At 32.1% G+C, this 15,120-nt stretch carries 13 protein-coding genes and 1 pseudogene; 9 read left to right on the top strand and 5 right to left on the bottom strand.

The window, feature by feature from the left end:
* From WBN21_RS15855 to WBN21_RS15870, 4 genes are all read left to right on the top strand, one after another.
* A partial coding sequence (locus WBN21_RS15855; RefSeq protein WP_424201992.1) for a TIGR00266 family protein occupies positions 1 to 769 on the top strand: 769 nt, incomplete at its 5' end.
* Between the two features lie 100 nt (positions 770 to 869).
* The gene (locus WBN21_RS15860; RefSeq protein WP_424201994.1) at positions 870 to 2,453 is read left to right on the top strand and encodes a helix-turn-helix transcriptional regulator; all 1,584 of its coding nucleotides are present in this window, start codon (positions 870 to 872) and stop codon (positions 2,451 to 2,453) included.
* 243 nt (positions 2,454 to 2,696) lie between these two features.
* Positions 2,697 to 5,357, top strand: a complete 2,661-nt coding sequence (locus WBN21_RS15865) for a T9SS type A sorting domain-containing protein (RefSeq protein WP_424201996.1) — start codon at positions 2,697 to 2,699, stop codon at positions 5,355 to 5,357.
* Between the two features lie 308 nt (positions 5,358 to 5,665).
* Entirely contained in the window at positions 5,666 to 5,863 is a 198-nt protein-coding gene (locus tag WBN21_RS15870; RefSeq protein WP_424201998.1) for a hypothetical protein, read from the top strand.
* Between the two features lie 38 nt (positions 5,864 to 5,901).
* Here WBN21_RS15870 and WBN21_RS15875 read toward each other — a convergent pair whose 3' ends face one another.
* Complete coding sequence (locus tag WBN21_RS15875; protein WP_424202000.1) at positions 5,902 to 6,840, bottom strand: LysR family transcriptional regulator; 939 nt, start codon at positions 6,838 to 6,840, stop codon at positions 5,902 to 5,904.
* Between the two features lie 102 nt (positions 6,841 to 6,942).
* On the opposite strand from WBN21_RS15875, the gene WBN21_RS15880 reads away from it, so the two are divergent.
* Positions 6,943 to 7,416: a Dps family protein gene (locus WBN21_RS15880; protein WP_424202002.1), complete on the top strand. Its 474-nt coding sequence runs from the start codon at positions 6,943 to 6,945 to the stop codon at positions 7,414 to 7,416.
* A gap of 104 nt (positions 7,417 to 7,520) precedes the next feature.
* On the opposite strand, the gene WBN21_RS15885 is transcribed toward WBN21_RS15880, so the two are convergent.
* Complete coding sequence (locus WBN21_RS15885; protein WP_424202004.1) at positions 7,521 to 7,943, bottom strand: DUF2141 domain-containing protein; 423 nt, start codon at positions 7,941 to 7,943, stop codon at positions 7,521 to 7,523.
* 221 nt (positions 7,944 to 8,164) lie between these two features.
* Between WBN21_RS15885 and WBN21_RS15890 the strand changes: the two genes are divergently transcribed.
* Positions 8,165 to 8,968 carry a helix-turn-helix domain-containing protein gene (locus WBN21_RS15890; RefSeq protein WP_424202006.1) on the top strand — a complete coding sequence of 268 codons (804 nt, stop codon included), beginning with the start codon at positions 8,165 to 8,167 and terminating at the stop codon, positions 8,966 to 8,968.
* A gap of 83 nt (positions 8,969 to 9,051) precedes the next feature.
* A complete protein-coding gene (locus tag WBN21_RS15895; protein WP_424202008.1) occupies positions 9,052 to 9,597 on the top strand; it encodes a cupin domain-containing protein in 546 nt (181 codons plus the stop codon).
* Positions 9,598 to 9,831: 234 nt separating this feature from the next.
* Here WBN21_RS15895 and WBN21_RS15900 read toward each other — a convergent pair whose 3' ends face one another.
* From WBN21_RS15900 to WBN21_RS15910, 3 genes are all read right to left on the bottom strand, one after another.
* Complete coding sequence (locus WBN21_RS15900; protein ID WP_424202010.1) at positions 9,832 to 10,548, bottom strand: LytR/AlgR family response regulator transcription factor; 717 nt, start codon at positions 10,546 to 10,548, stop codon at positions 9,832 to 9,834.
* The gene (locus WBN21_RS15905) at positions 10,545 to 11,339 is read right to left on the bottom strand and encodes a sensor histidine kinase (protein ID WP_424202012.1); all 795 of its coding nucleotides are present in this window, start codon (positions 11,337 to 11,339) and stop codon (positions 10,545 to 10,547) included. Before WBN21_RS15905 ends, WBN21_RS15900 begins: the two co-directional genes overlap by 4 nt.
* Positions 11,340 to 11,749: 410 nt before the next feature.
* The gene (locus WBN21_RS15910; protein WP_424202014.1) at positions 11,750 to 12,736 is read right to left on the bottom strand and encodes a Kelch repeat-containing protein; all 987 of its coding nucleotides are present in this window, start codon (positions 12,734 to 12,736) and stop codon (positions 11,750 to 11,752) included.
* 266 nt (positions 12,737 to 13,002) lie between these two features.
* Here WBN21_RS15910 and WBN21_RS15915 point away from each other — a divergent pair, with 266 nt between their 5' ends.
* Positions 13,003 to 14,325 carry a DUF4270 family protein gene (locus WBN21_RS15915; protein WP_424202016.1) on the top strand — a complete coding sequence of 441 codons (1,323 nt, stop codon included), beginning with the start codon at positions 13,003 to 13,005 and terminating at the stop codon, positions 14,323 to 14,325.
* Positions 14,326 to 14,337: 12 nt separating this feature from the next.
* A pseudogene (locus tag WBN21_RS15920) lies at positions 14,338 to 15,120 on the top strand (hypothetical protein); the annotation flags it as partial.

Below are 15,120 nucleotides of genomic sequence, written 5' to 3' on the forward strand. Positions count from 1 at the left end.
CGGCGAAGAAATGCAATACGTAGAAATTGAACTCGACCCACAAGAAGGCGTTGTTGCCGAAGCAGGAAGTTTTATGATGATGGACGATGGCATTAAAATGGAAACCATTTTTGGAGATGGCTCAAAAAAAGATACCGGATTTATGGGTAAAATTTTAGGCGCAGGAAAACGCATCCTGACAGGTGAAAGCTTGTTTATGACGGCCTTTTATAACGATCTTACAGGAAAACGAAATGTATCATTCGCATCGCCATATCCAGGAAAAATTATCCCGATTGATTTAACAGAATTTGGAGGTAAGTTTATATGCCAGAAAGATGCCTTTTTATGTGCCGCAAAAGGCGTAAGTATAGGAGTCGAGTTTTCTAAAAAATTAGGAAGAGGGCTTTTTGGTGGCGAAGGTTTCATTATGCAAAAACTTGAAGGCGATGGTATGGCATTCGTTCATGCAGGTGGTACTATGGCAAAAAAAGAATTAAAATCAGGCGAAACTTTAAGAGTTGATACAGGATGCATTGTTGGTTTCGATCAATCTGTAGATTACGATATTGAATTTGTTGGAGGTATTAAAAACACGGTATTTGGCGGCGAAGGCTTATTCTTTGCTAAACTTCAAGGTCCTGGAACGGTTTACGTACAATCCTTACCATTTAGCAGATTAGCTGGGCGTGTTTTGGCTAGTGCTCCAAGAGGAGGCGGTAAAGATAAGGGCGAAGGCAGCATCCTTGGTGGTTTAGGCGATTTATTGGATGGCGATAACCGATTTTAACATATTTAAGAAAGAATTATGTAAAAAGGCTACCTTTTTTAAGGAAGCCTTTTATATTTTAGCATGTATTATACGTCAATAATACAAACCCCAAATTCTATTGAATTTAAAATTCTTTTATAAGTTAATATTTATAGTTGTTTTATTATTCGGCTTTCCACTTGTATCTCAAAATGAGCATAATGGACGATTTTTAAAATATATAGATTCAGCAAGCAATTCAATAGAAAAAAAACCAAAAATTGCAGCACTTTTTTTAGATTCCATTCCCGAACCTTTAAATAAAAACATTAAAGGACATTTGGCATGTTACTACGAATTAAAAGTGTTAATTAATGATAAAAATGACGAATCATCAAAGCTATATCAAAATAGTGTATTGGCTTTAAAATATGCGGAATTAGAAAAGAATTATGATATAGCTGGTTGGGCGTCGTTAGAACTTTTTTATAATTCATATATCGTAAAAAAAGATTCTAGTGCCTATAAATACTTAAAGAAGGCTCAAAAATATTATGAACTTAGCGATAATAAAAATGGAATAGCCGAGGTTACTCAAATGCAAGCCTTAACCGCAGTTAACAGAAAGGATTATTCAAAGAGTAACCAATTATTGCTAAATAGTTTAGATGATTATAAACGTATTGAAGATGACGCCTATTATCACATGTATGCATTATTTCTATTAACAACCAATTACATCGAATTGGATAGTTTAAGTCATGCTCATAAATATTTTAAGACTTTAAGAAGTTTAAAGGACAACGCTACAATTCCATCGTCTTTACATAGACGCCATGTTGCAACTATTTATGGTTCTTTAGGAGCCTTTCACTTCAAGAAAAAAGATATCGATTCTACGCTTTTCTATTTATCAAAGTCTGAAAGTGTTAGAAATGCAATGAACGACTACGACAAAAGAAATTATTACAATCTTTATATAGACTATTATGATTTTAAAGAGGACTATAAATCAAAAAATAATTACATAGATTCTTTAAGGGTTTTGGAAGATTACGTATTGAAAAAAACCATGAATGCTAGTTTGTTAATGGGCAATACGTTAATGCAATCTGAAACTGAATTAGGAATTGAGCGAAAGGGAAAAAATACTATTAAAATTTGGCTCATAGGATTGTTTATAGTTTTGTCATTGGTTTCTGTTTTTTATGTCGTGAAACACAAACGATCAAAGAAACTAGTTTCCAGTTTCGAAAAAAATAATGATGAGTACACTTATTTAAAATCCAATCACGAGAAACTTAAGGCAAAAGTCCATGGTTTAGAAGAATACATAGTTGATGTAAAAAAAGAAATTAAAAATATTTCGTCTATAGATGGAACTGCAAATCAGCAACATAAGATAAAAGAGTTGTACAAAAATTTGCATATAAATGCACCCCTTCTTTTAGATAAAAACGAAGATCACTTAAAATTAGTTAACGAGCTAAATATAGATTTCTTTACAAGAATTAAGAATGAATTTCCTCAATTAACAAGTTCTGAAATTATAATATGTTACTATTTGTTTGTAGGCTTTAAAAGCAAAGAAATAGCTGTATTTTTAAAATCTTCTACTCGTGCTATTGAAGGTAAACGCTATCGTATTTCGAAAAAAATGAATCTTCAAAAAAGCGAACTTTCTTTAGCAGATTACCTTTACAAAACTTTTAAAAACACTTAAAGAACAATTCACTAAAGATTTATTGGTTTTAATAGATAAAAAATAAATTTGTGTAGCTGTTGTGTAGTTAAATATTATACTTTGAAACAAGGGTATATCGATATTTGTAGTAAATTAAGTTTGCATAAACCACTTTAAAACAAAAGGCAATATTTGTGTTGCAATGACTGAATAATCTAAAGGTCGGTTGAAGCGAGAAAAGCAATTATATTTTTATTTAAAATCAATTAATTCACTCTGAAAATGAAAAAACTCTACACGCTTACATTAACTATGCTTATTTCGATTTTATCGTTTGGTCAAAACGATAAAAGTTGGACTAAAATGGGAACCAGTAATAAGGAATCTTTTTATGAAGTTCAGTCAAAATTTGATAATTTTTGGGAAAATAAAACTCCAGAAAAAGGACAAGGGTATAAAATCTTTAAGCGATGGGAAAACCAAATTGCCGATAAGGTCTATCCATCAGGTGATATGTCATTACCATCTCATACTTATCCAAATTTTATTGAATGGCAAAAAAACTTTAATGATAAATTAGCCAAAGATGCTAATAATAAGATGAAAACAACTGCGGCTACATCAGCTTGGGTTTCTTTAAATCAAAGTTCAATAGCGTCAGGGTATGATTCAGGTTCAGGACGTATAAACTTTGTGACTTTTGATCCGCAAAACCCATCTACTACAATGTTTGTTGGTGCTCCAGATGGTGGACTATGGAAAACTACCAATGGAGGAACTTCTTGGACTACGAATACAGATTATTTACCAATAATAGGATGCGCAGGTTTAGTAATACATCCTACGGATAGTGATTTAATGTATTTAGCTACTGGTGATAGAGAGAGTGATAGGAGAAGTATTGGTGTGTTAAAATCGATAGATGGAGGTTTAAACTGGAATAACACAGGCTTAGTTTGGACTGCTGCTGATAATTATAAAATCACAAAAATAGTAATGGATCCAAATGATCCTCTTAAAATGATGATTACTACGGATGGTGGCGTTTTCAGAACTGTTGATGGTTGGGACACCGTAGAGCCTCAAACGATATTTGAGTATCTAACGGATATTGAATTTAACCCATCTAACTCATCAGTAGTTTATGCCGCTGGAAGGGAAATTTACAAATCTACAGATGGCGGTATTAATTGGACAGCAAACCCTAATACTGCTGGAGACTTACCTAACGCAAGTGATGTTGAACGTATTGAATTAGCCGTAACAGCTGCCGATGCAAATTATGTTTACGCTATTATTGGAAGAAGTAGCGATCAAGGGTTTGAAGGTTTTTACCGTTCAACTGATAGCGGCAATAATTTTTCAAAACAATCAACAGCTTCTACACCAAATATTTTACACTCCAGTGCTAATCCTACTGCAGCTTCAGTAGGTGGTCAAGCGTTTCATGACCTTGCAATAGCCGTTTCTCCCGCAGATAAAGATAAAATAACTATTGGCGGTATTAATCAATGGCAATCTACGGATGGTGGTGTAAACTGGAATCGTATTACGTTTTGGTTAGGGGTAAACCCAGCTTATCCTGGTGATAACTCTGAGCCAGAACCTTACATTCATGCTGATATTATTTATATTGAATATATGCCAGGAAGTAGTACTACTTTTTTCACCACTTGTGATGGAGGTATTTCTAAAACTACTGATGATGGTGTTTCATGGACCGATATAACAAGTAATATTGCAGTTGGGCAACAAACAAATATAGCTTTATCTACAATTAGTCAAGATTTTTTCTTTGCAGGTTTACAAGATATTGGTTCTATAAAATCTAATGGTGGAGTTTGGTCAATATTAAGTGGAGGTGATGGAGAAGATGGTTTTATTGACTGGTCAAGTGACAGTTATATTGTGTCGTCTACCACAAACGGAAGCTACTATTTTTCAACAGATGGAGGAGCTAGTAAACAAGATATACCATGGGCTCCAGCAATGCCGAGTGGCGAATGGTTTAGTCCTATAAAACAAGACCCTGTAAATGCTGATAAAGTTTATATAGGCGGACGTCCAGATTTATATGTGTCTAACGACTTGTTTGCTGGAAATACTACCGTAACATATAGCACAACAGGAGCAACACCGCCAAACCCAGCAGCAAATAACATTTTAAGATTTGAGATTGCACCAAGTAGTCCAAATACTATTTATGTTATTAAAGACAATGTGATTTCAAAATCTACAAATTCTGGATCAACTTGGACTGATATTACAAGTGGGTTACCTGTAAGTTTAGCAAAGCTTAAAAACTTAGCAGTTTCAAATACAGACGCATCAAAAGTTTGGGTGGTTTTTTCTGGGTATACAGATGGTGAAAAAGTTTATAAAACCACAGACGGAGGTTCAACATGGATAAACGTATCTAACGGACTTCCTAATATCCCAATGAACACAATAGTATATAGAAAAGATAATGTAAATGATGAAGTTTATGTAGGTGCAGATTTAGGAGTTTATGCTATTGATAATCTAGTTTCTTCGGCTGTTCCGTTTTTGACTGATTTACCAAAATGCGCTGTAATAGATTTAGAGATTTTTTATCCTACTCCAACTACAGGAAAACTTAGAGCTGCAACTTATGGAAGAGGTAGTTGGGAAACCGTTTTAAATACGCAACCAATAACACTTGGAACGGAAGGAATATCTGATTTTAAATCACCAGTTTTATATCCTAACCCAGTATCTGATGGTATTTTAAATGTAAAATTGGTAGATTCTGATAGTGCTTACGATTACTATTTATATAATCTGCTTGGGGAACAGGTGCTTAAAGGAAAATTAAATGTTTCTAAACCCACTATTTCTTTAAAAGATAAATCAGCTGGAACTTATATTCTAAGAATGATTAGTCAAGATAAAATGTATACTCAAAAAATAGTTATTAAATAGTGGTATGGCTAATTAAATAAATTGTTATTATCTCAAAAAAAGCCTGAAATTTATTTTAGGCTTTTTTTTTGAGGTAATTTTTAAAAAACAGGTGGTAGGTACAGCAATATCAGTAGGTAAGACTAATGGATAACAGCATGTGTTTGGTTTTTGAGTTAATTTATTGGATGGTGATAACCGATTTTAAATGTTAATTAAACTATAAATTGGCAGAGTTGAATAAATTTTTACTATTTTAGTCTTGAAATATAAACACGCCTATAATCAAATCTACTAATATTTTTAACCAAAAAAACCTTACTAATATCATGGCAAGAGCAATGCTAGAGTATACCAAAACTGTGCTTAACAAAGTTAGTTTTGACGCATCATTGTTTTGCAGAGAAGTGCAAAAGGCGCTACAAAGATTACTGCCTTATGAGATTGAAGAGCTTAAAATTTTTATTCATTCTCTTGTACAGCAAAACCCAGAATTAAATCAATGTTTAATTTATTTAAAACCATAAAAAAAAAGCGACCTAATGGTCGCTTTTTTTATTATTCTTTATTTTGATAAAGGACTTATTATTTTTACATTTTGAAATGCAATAGCACCTCGTATTATTCCTGCAATAACATCTTGTAAAGCTTCTATAATTTGCATTTTTAATTCACTTTTATGATAAATGATACTCACTTCTCGCGCTGGCGAGGGCTCATTAAAGTAATGTAAATTATGTTTTTCTTTATCGTTAATATCCAAAGTGTGTAAAAAAGGAAGTAATGTCATTCCTAATCCTTCATTTGAAAGTTTTATAAGTGTTTCTATACTGCCACTTTCTAATTGAAATTTATCCTCAGTATGGTGCTTAAAAGCTTTACATAAGTTAATAACACCATCTCTAAAACAATGGCCATCTTCAAGCAGTAGCATATCATCGATATCTAAATCTTTAACATCAATTTTTTTGTTTGCATGTAATCGATGCCCTTTAGGAATATAACTTACAAAGGGTTCAAAAAATAGCACACGCTCCTTAATACTTTCATCTTCTAAAGGTGTGGCTGCAATGGCTGCGTCTAAATGACCTTCTTTCAGTCTGGTTATAATTTCATCAGTAGTTAATTCCTCTATTTTTAGTTTTACTTTTGGGTGTTTCTTTATAAAGGTTTTTAGAAACATTGGTAGCAATGTGGGCATAATCGTGGGTATAATGCCAAGTTTAAATTCACCACCAATAAAGCCCTTTTGTTGGTCTACGATATCTTGTATGCGGTACGATTCGTTTACAATATTCCTGGCTTGATTTACTATTTTTTTACCAACCTCGGTAAGCTCAATAGGTTTTTTGCTTCTGTCAAAAATTTGAACATCCAGTTGGTCTTCAAGTTTTTGAATTTGCATACTTAAAGTTGGCTGCGTAACAAAGCATTTTTCGGCAGCTTTTGTAAAATTTTGGTTTTCGGCAACAGCCAAAACATAATATAATTGGGTAATAGTCATCGTTATCAATTTAGGCTATAAAAATATAAAAACTATCAATAAAATTTATAGAAAACCATGTTAATTATAAATTAAATTTGTGGTAACAAAAAAATAAAAATTATGACAACATTAAATAGTATTGGTTTAGACACTAACAAGACAAAAGATTTGGCCAAAGATTTAAATAATCTGTTAGCAAATTTTCAAATATATTACCAGAATTTAAGAGGTATACATTGGAATATTAAAGGCAAGCGTTTTTTCGATTTACACGTAAAATTTGAAGAGTTATACACCGATGCAAACCTTAAAGTAGATGAAATTGCTGAACGCATATTAACGTTAGGGCAAACCCCTTTACATACTTTTGAAGATTATTCTGCAAAGGCGCAAGTTCCAGTCGGAAAAAATGTTTCTGAAGATGAAAAAGCAGTTAAGTTAATTGTTGATTCGCTTACCGAATTATTAAAAATAGAACGAGACATTTTAAATAAATCTGGTGATGCTAATGATGAAGGTACAAACTCATTAATGAGTGGTTTTATAACTGAACAGGAAAAAACAGTATGGATGATGAAAGCTTGGTTAAGTTAAAACGTCTAAAATTAAAAGTTAGTTTTTACAATTTACAACTGATTACTAGCTGTGAAAAAAGCGACCATAATTTTGGTCGCTTTTTTTTTGATTGATAATCTCTTTTAGAATATTATTTTTAAATCTAAATCTTCGTCAATTAAATCGAATTTAGCCGAGGTAAATTGAGGCGGGCCGTAGTTAATTGGGTTATTTGACATGCCGTAAGATTCTTTAGGCATGCCGTTATCTTGAAAATCCATTCTTTTATTATCGTTTTGGTCATGTAAGGCCATAATCGCATAAGTTCCAGAATCAACATTTTCAAATGTTACGGTTATTTTTCCATGAACAATTTGGCTTACTGCACTTGTAATGGCTTCTCCCTTCATAAAGGTGTTTTCAGTATGAAGTCCTAAAATAACATGGCCATTATTATTTACTATGTTTTCTATGGTTACCGTTATATTTCTTAGGGTTTTGCTGTCTTGCGCATAACTAAGGTTAACTGATAATACTAGTGCGATAATTAATGTAAGTGTCTTCATGATGTATGGTTTTATTTGTTTTACACTTCAAATATCAAACACTAAGGTGGTTTTTTATAATTGTTGTTACTGAGTTGTAAGTTTTGAATGATGAGTTGTATTTTAATTTGTCACTTGACTTTGAAAAAAAAATCAGTTACCTTAGTTCCTGCCGGCGGGTAACGTCGGATATAAAACACTAAAACTATTTCATTTACGCGAAACATTGGCATTAGTATTCAATGAAACCCGATTCTATTAACATAACGCAAATAACTAAAGAAACTACCGTAAAACATCACAGTAATGATTTTGCTGTATGTTGGATTAAAAATGACGTGGAAGGTATTGAAATAGACCATGTTTTATATAAAAATGTTTCCAATTCCATTTTTTTTATTGATCCTAAATACCAATGGAAGATTTTGAAAAAAGATAATTCTACTTCTTCTGGTTATGTTTTGTACTTGGCTAGTGAGGTTTTAGATAATCCTATTTTAAGTAACCTTCACATTAATAAAGTAAGGCTTTTCAATTCAGGCGAAATTCCATTATTTAAACTAAGCCCAGGAATTGAAAAAAGAACACAGGCAATTTTGGAAATGATAGATGAGCTTTTAGGGTCTCACCTTAACCATAAAGATGATGCCATACTATCACTTTTGAACACATTTTTTGTGTACTGCGACGGACAATGCAACATTAAATCTATAGTTTCCAATAATAGTTCCAAAACAAATGTAGTCTATAAATTTAAAAAGCTTGTTGACAAGTATATAAATGAATATCATGAAGTAGCATATTATGCCTCCCTTCTTAATCTTTCTCCAAAATACTTAAACGAATGCGTGAAAGAAGTTCTGAGTGTAAGTTCAAAAAGTATCATAATTGAACAATTACTCATGAGGTCTAGGCACGCATTAAAATTTTCGAACAAAACCATAAAAGAAATCAGCTTTGAATTAGGTTTTTCATCACCCGATTATTTTAGCTATTTTTTCAAAACCCATACAGGAATTACTCCCTCAGCCCTAAGAAAAAGTTAACTGCTCCTAAAATCTATGGATTTACCGTGATTTTCACATTGCAATATTAATATTATCAATATAAATTTCGGGAAAATTTAATCATGGACAGAAAAAAATTTATAAAAACTTCGGGATTTGGATTAGGTCTTGCCTTAATTCCTAGAATGATTCAAGGCCAATCTATCGTTGCAAAAAAGAATCACGCAGTCAATACCGAATCCAAAATAGTTAAAGATTCTGAAGGTGATGTTTTGAACGTAATAGGTGATATTCAAACTCACAAACTGGTTGGTAGTGATACTGGAAACCAGATAGTTGAATGGGTTGATAATGTTGAGCCGGGTGTTGGGATTCCGCCTCATATTCACACCAAAGAAGATGAAATATTTAGAGTCATAAAAGGACAAATTGAAATAATGGTTGATGGAAAAACAACTATTTTAAACGAAGGAGATATAGCTTTTGCTCCAAAAGAAATACCACATTCGTGGAAAGTTGTTGGAACAGAAAAAGCTAAAATGATTACATCTGCTTTCCCCGCAGGCATAGAAAACATGTTCAAAGAATTAGCAAAACTTCCAGCTGGTCCGCCAGATTTTGAAAAAGTATCTGAAATTTGCGCGAAACATGGTATTAATTTTGTCTAAATAAAAATGCCAACAAAGTAAAAAAGCCATAGCGGTTTGAGTGCTAACCCGAATTGCTAATTTGTTTTACTTATGTAAATTTCAAAAATAGAAAAGGTGATTTTTTGTCCACTTCTGGCCGTTTACAAACCTATTCAAAATAATCTCAAATTCACAAATTATAAGTTTAAGTTAGCAGACACCCGGGTTAGGCCTGCCTGCCTGCAGGCAGGCGCCCAAAATAAAAATACTATTCTAACAGTCAATTTTTTTAACAAATTCATTTTTATAGCTGTGGCCTATTGGGATGCGTTTATCGTCAATAATTATTCTGTTTCGTTGTACCGAATGTATTTGGTTTATGGATACGATAAAAGATTTGTGAACACGAATAAAATTGTCTTGCCCTAGTTTTTCTTCAAACTTCTTTAGGCTGTTCAGTGTTAAAATTGGCTTTTTGTTGTTGGTGTAAATTTTAATGTAGTCTTTAAGGCCTTCTACATATTTAATTTCGTTTACATTTATTTTTAAATTCTCGTACTCAGATTTTACAAAAATATACTCTGGCGAAGGAGGAGCTGGTTTTTCAATAATTGTAGTGCTGGGTTCTTCTTTTTCGTTAATAAGGTTTAATGCTCTTGTTGCGGCTTTTAAAAACCTATGGAATGGAATCGGTTTTACAAGGTAATCGATAGCATTAAGATTAAAACCTTCTACAGCGTAATGAGAATAGGCTGTCGTGAAAATAAAGTTTGGAGTGTAGTCTAAAGATTTTATAATATCGATGCCTGAAAAATTTGGCATTTCAATATCTGTAAATATTAAATCTATTTTTTGAGTGTGTAAAATATTTGTGGCCTCGAACCCATTGGAGCATGTTGCTATTAGTTCTAAAAACGATATTTTAGAGATAAAATCTTCCAGTAATTCTAAAGCTAATGGCTCGTCGTCAATAATTATACAGGTTATCATAGGTTTTTAAGTTTTAATACTAGGTTGGCTTCGTAGCTGTTTTTCTCGTGCTTAATAGTAATAGTATGCTGGTTTGGGTAAAGTAATTTCAGCCTGTTTTTAATATTTTCTAAACCTATACCTGAGCTTTCAATTTTTGATTGTTGGTGCGATACTGAGTTGTATACATAAAATTTTAAAAGTGCATCTTCTATGTTTATTTTAATTGTGATATTGGTTTTGCCTTCAAAATCGGTACCGTATTTAAAAGCATTTTCTATAAAAGAAATAAGAAGCAAGGGCTCGATGCTAAAGTTTAAATTGCCATGAATGTTAATTTTTACATTGCTAGAATCTTTTAAACGGAGTAGCTGTAAGGAAATGTAATTTTTTATATAATCGACTTCTTTTTCAAGCGGAACTAATTCTTTATTGGTTTCATAAATCATATACCGCATTAAATCTGATAGAATAACAATAGCATTTGTAGTGTCTTTAGATTGTTTGTGCGCTAATGAATAAATACTATTTAATGTATTGAAAAGGAAATGAGGGTTGAGTTGTGCTTTTAAAAATGATAATTCGGAGTTTACTTTTTGAGACTCTATTATAACCCTTTGTTTTTCAGATTTAAACCATTCCATTCCTAATTTTATACTTGTGCTTAAAGCAAAAATTAAAAGTAATAGTCCTCCTGATGGGAAAAAACCTCTAAAATTTAGTAGAAAAGGAGATGGTTTTTTTGGTGGAAATCCTGTTCTATTGAAATCATTTGGGGGCATGAAATCTGGTTTTGGTAATATTTCTTCCATGATGTACATGAAGAACAGCCCAAAAGCAAATAAAGCTATAAAAAATAGTGCTGTTTTTTTATTTAGTAATAAGTTAGGTACCAGTAAATTGTAATTTAAATAAAAAGCACTAATCAAGATACAAGATCGTAAAACGAAGTCTTGAGGAATAATGCCAATTTTTAAATAGATTTGGCTGGCACTTATACCTAAAAAAATTATCCATAACAGCATATGGATAATAGTTGGAGGTATTTTTTTAAAATGGCTCAATATTAAAATTTTGTTCAAAAGTAGGGTAGTTGGTTCTTAAAAAAGTGCTAAATAATTGTTATACTTTTTATAAAAAAAATAAGGTTAAACAAGAATTAAATTTATAACACATAAATAATTTCAAGTTCAACCTTATTGCATAAAAAACAAATTAGCTATTAATCATCTTCATTTTCCAATTCATCTGGTCTAAATTCCCAAACATCATCAAAATAATAATTGCTACTTCTTCCCATTAATACAAATGCTTTAGTATCAAAAGAGAAAGCAGATGCATCTTGTCTTGATGAACCTTCAAAATAAGGTACTTCTTCCCAGGTATCTGCATAAGGCGTGTATTCCCAACATGTGTTGGTTACAGAGCCGCTTATTCCTGTGGCTAAATACCCTTTTCCGTTTAATGAGAAACCTGTGCTACTTGTATAAGTTATTGTTTCATCCAAGTCATCGTCATTTAAATCTGTTAAGGCAGTCCAAGTTGAGCCATCAAACGAGTAAAAATCATATTCCACACTTCCATTATGGATACCTGTGCCTATATATGCAATATCGTCTATAACAAATACCGATGCGTTTTGACGTTTTTGCCCACCAAAACCAACCACTTGTTCCCAAGTGTTTGCGGTAGCATCATATTTCCAAAAGTCTTTTTGCTCACTTCCATCATAACCGGTTCCAATATATCCGTTACCGTTTACTGAAAAACCAATAGCGCCATATCTAGCTGTACCGCCAAAATCTGCTTTTTGTGTCCATTGGTTTGTGTCTGGGTTGTACTCCCAGAAATCAGTTAATTCATTGCTGCCATCATAACCTGTTCCTATATAGCCTTTTCCGTTTAAAGCAAAGCCTACAGCGCCGCTACGTGCTGTTCCAGGAAAATCTGCTTTTTGAATCCAATAATCGTCTTCAGAATTATATTCCCAAGTGTCAGATAAATAATCGTCTCCATCATAACCAGTTACTAAATATCCTTTTGTGCCTATTGTGAAACTCACGGCGTTTCCTCTAGAATCTCCATCAAACGATGAGCTTTCAACCCAGTTTCCATACTCGTCAGAATCATCATCATCATTACTACAACCAACTAATAAAATAGATAGGATGGTGAAAAATAAAATGCTGCTCTTTTTTAATACATTCATTATTGTTACTGTTTATTATTTATACTTATTTCTTCGTTATATATTCTGCAAATTTAGAAGCTAGTACTTTTTAAAACATTACAAAATAGACCAACACGTGTTTTTTGTCTATGTTGGGCTCATTATCATCTACAAAGCATTTAATTAACTGAATATTAACATATTAACATAATTTTTACAGTTTCGTCTATAAATAACATGGGTTAGTCTATTTTCAAGTGGTATTTGTTTTGGTTACCAATAGTTTTGTTTTTTAAAAAAATGAAATGAGGTTATTTATTATTAGTAGTTTGAGTTTGTTTTTTATGTTTTCATGTAGTGATGATGTAAAAAATTATCCGGTAGGTACCGATTTTATTGAGAATAATATTAATATAACTATAGTTGATACATTTTCGATAAAGGCGGGTACTTTTAAACTCGATTCACTTATTACTTCCAGTACAAATCGTATCCTTTTAGGGAGTTTAAAGAATGAATATTTTGGAAACCTAAAAGCACAAACCTATTTTCAAGTGCAGAATTCAGACTTTTCCATAAGTACGAGCGCTGTTTATGATTCTATTGGTTTGGTTCTTAACTATGATACGTATTATTATGGCGATACTACGCAAGTACAAACTTATAAAGTACACCGTTTATTGGAATATTTTGAACCAGAGGAAGACGATGAGTTTTATAATACTTCTAGTCTTAAATATGATGAAGAGGCTTTAGGTGAAGTGTCTTTTACTCCAAGACCGAACAGCACAACCGATTCTATTTATATTTCTTTAGATCAATATTTAGGTGAAGAAATTTTTAATAAGATTAGAGATAACGAGATTAATACTACCGATGATTTTCTTCAATACTTTAATGGCCTAACCATCATACCAGATACAACTAACGATAGCCATGTTTTAGGATTTAATTTTAAAACATATTCTGATTTAGATGATAATTCTTCTATGCGTATTTTTTATACAGAAGATAATGCTGATAGTAGTGAAGATAATAATCAGGTGATAGATTTTTTCATACCATCCTCAAGTAAACAGTTTAATAATATTACCACAAATTTAGAATACACGGCTATTAGCGAACTTTCAAGTAGTGAAATCACCATTGCTAGTGATGACACAGACGATTTAATCTTTGCGCAAGCCGGCACAGGGATTGCGGCAAGAATTGAAATGCCTACGGTTAAAGATTTAAATGCGCTATCTGATGAAAGTACAACCTTAAATGCAGTATTAACGTTTAGGCCACTTCAAAATAGTTATGATGATTTAAGACCTTTAAAAGAGTCTTTGGCGGTTTATATTGTTGATAATAAGAACCGGATTGTTAGTCAACTAACCGATTTAGATTCCAATATAGTCTATGCTGTTTTAAATCAAAATAATGATGAGTTTAATGAAAACACCTATTACAGCATAGATATGGGTGGTTTTGTTGAGGCTATTCTAAGTTCAGAATACGATTTAGATTATGCCATAATGATTCAATTTGAAGATTATAGTAGCGTTGTTGATGCTGTTATAATTGATAATCTAGATGAAAATAACAACAACATTAAGCTAACTATAACTTATTTAAAGTATTAAATATATATTTAAATGAATAAAATAAAAACGTTGCTATTTATTGTGGCAATTATACCGTCATGTTATTCTCAAAATGACACTAGCACACCTTATTCTTTGTTTGGTTTAGGCGTAGAGAATAAAACGGCAACTGGAGGATTAACGGGTTTAGGGAATACAGGAATATCACAGAATAATCCAGGGGAAATAAACTTATTTAACCCTGCCAGTTTAGGAAATATAGAACTAAATACTTTTTTATATGAATTTGGTTTAAATGGTATGTATTCTACCATAAAAACCGAGAATATTAGTGAAAATACAAGCGATTATAATATCTCTCATGTTGTTATGGCCTTTCCTTTAAGGAAAAATTTAGGAATGAGTTTTGGACTTCTACCTTATACAAAAGTGGGTTATGATATTGATATAGAAAGTCCTATTGAAGGTTCTACAGAAACTTACCTTTCAAGAATAACAGGATCAGGTGGTTTAAATAAGTTTTACGTGTCTAGTGGACTAAGTTTAGGAAATAGGTTTTCATTAGGAGTAGATTTATCTGTTCTTTTTGGCTCTATAAATCAAGATACTAATGTGTATTACGAATCTTTGGTTAATATATCGGATGTTAATTATTATAACGGGTTTAAACTAAAAGCTGGATTGCAGTATGAATTAATAAAAGCTGAAAACAAAGCGGTAACCTTGGGAGCCGTTGTGGAATTACCTACAAATTTATCTGGATCGCAAAAGAGAAGCTCCTATAAAACATCTTCAAGTGGTAATAAAATTACCATTGAAGAATCTACAGAGAAT

It is taken from the genome of Algibacter sp., assembly GCF_049667265.1.
GTDB lineage: Bacteria > Bacteroidota > Bacteroidia > Flavobacteriales > Flavobacteriaceae > Algibacter_B.

What these genes read in the sequence shown, in the direction of transcription:
- WBN21_RS15890 (WP_424202006.1), top strand. Translation starts at nt 8,165, where the DNA reads ATGAAACCCGATTCTATTAACATAACGCAAATAACTAAAGAAACTACC.
- WBN21_RS15895 (WP_424202008.1), top strand. Translation starts at nt 9,052, where the DNA reads ATGGACAGAAAAAAATTTATAAAAACTTCGGGATTTGGATTAGGTCTT.
- WBN21_RS15865 (WP_424201996.1), top strand. Translation starts at nt 2,697, where the DNA reads ATGAAAAAACTCTACACGCTTACATTAACTATGCTTATTTCGATTTTA.
- WBN21_RS15875 (WP_424202000.1), bottom strand. Translation starts at nt 6,840, where the DNA reads ATGACTATTACCCAATTATATTATGTTTTGGCTGTTGCCGAAAACCAA.
- WBN21_RS15900 (WP_424202010.1), bottom strand. Translation starts at nt 10,548, where the DNA reads ATGATAACCTGTATAATTATTGACGACGAGCCATTAGCTTTAGAATTA.
- WBN21_RS15880 (WP_424202002.1), top strand. Translation starts at nt 6,943, where the DNA reads ATGACAACATTAAATAGTATTGGTTTAGACACTAACAAGACAAAAGAT.
- WBN21_RS15910 (WP_424202014.1), bottom strand. Translation starts at nt 12,736, where the DNA reads ATGAATGTATTAAAAAAGAGCAGCATTTTATTTTTCACCATCCTATCT.
- WBN21_RS15870 (WP_424201998.1), top strand. Translation starts at nt 5,666, where the DNA reads ATGGCAAGAGCAATGCTAGAGTATACCAAAACTGTGCTTAACAAAGTT.
- WBN21_RS15915 (WP_424202016.1), top strand. Translation starts at nt 13,003, where the DNA reads ATGAGGTTATTTATTATTAGTAGTTTGAGTTTGTTTTTTATGTTTTCA.
- WBN21_RS15905 (WP_424202012.1), bottom strand. Translation starts at nt 11,339, where the DNA reads ATGGAAGAAATATTACCAAAACCAGATTTCATGCCCCCAAATGATTTC.
- WBN21_RS15885 (WP_424202004.1), bottom strand. Translation starts at nt 7,943, where the DNA reads ATGAAGACACTTACATTAATTATCGCACTAGTATTATCAGTTAACCTT.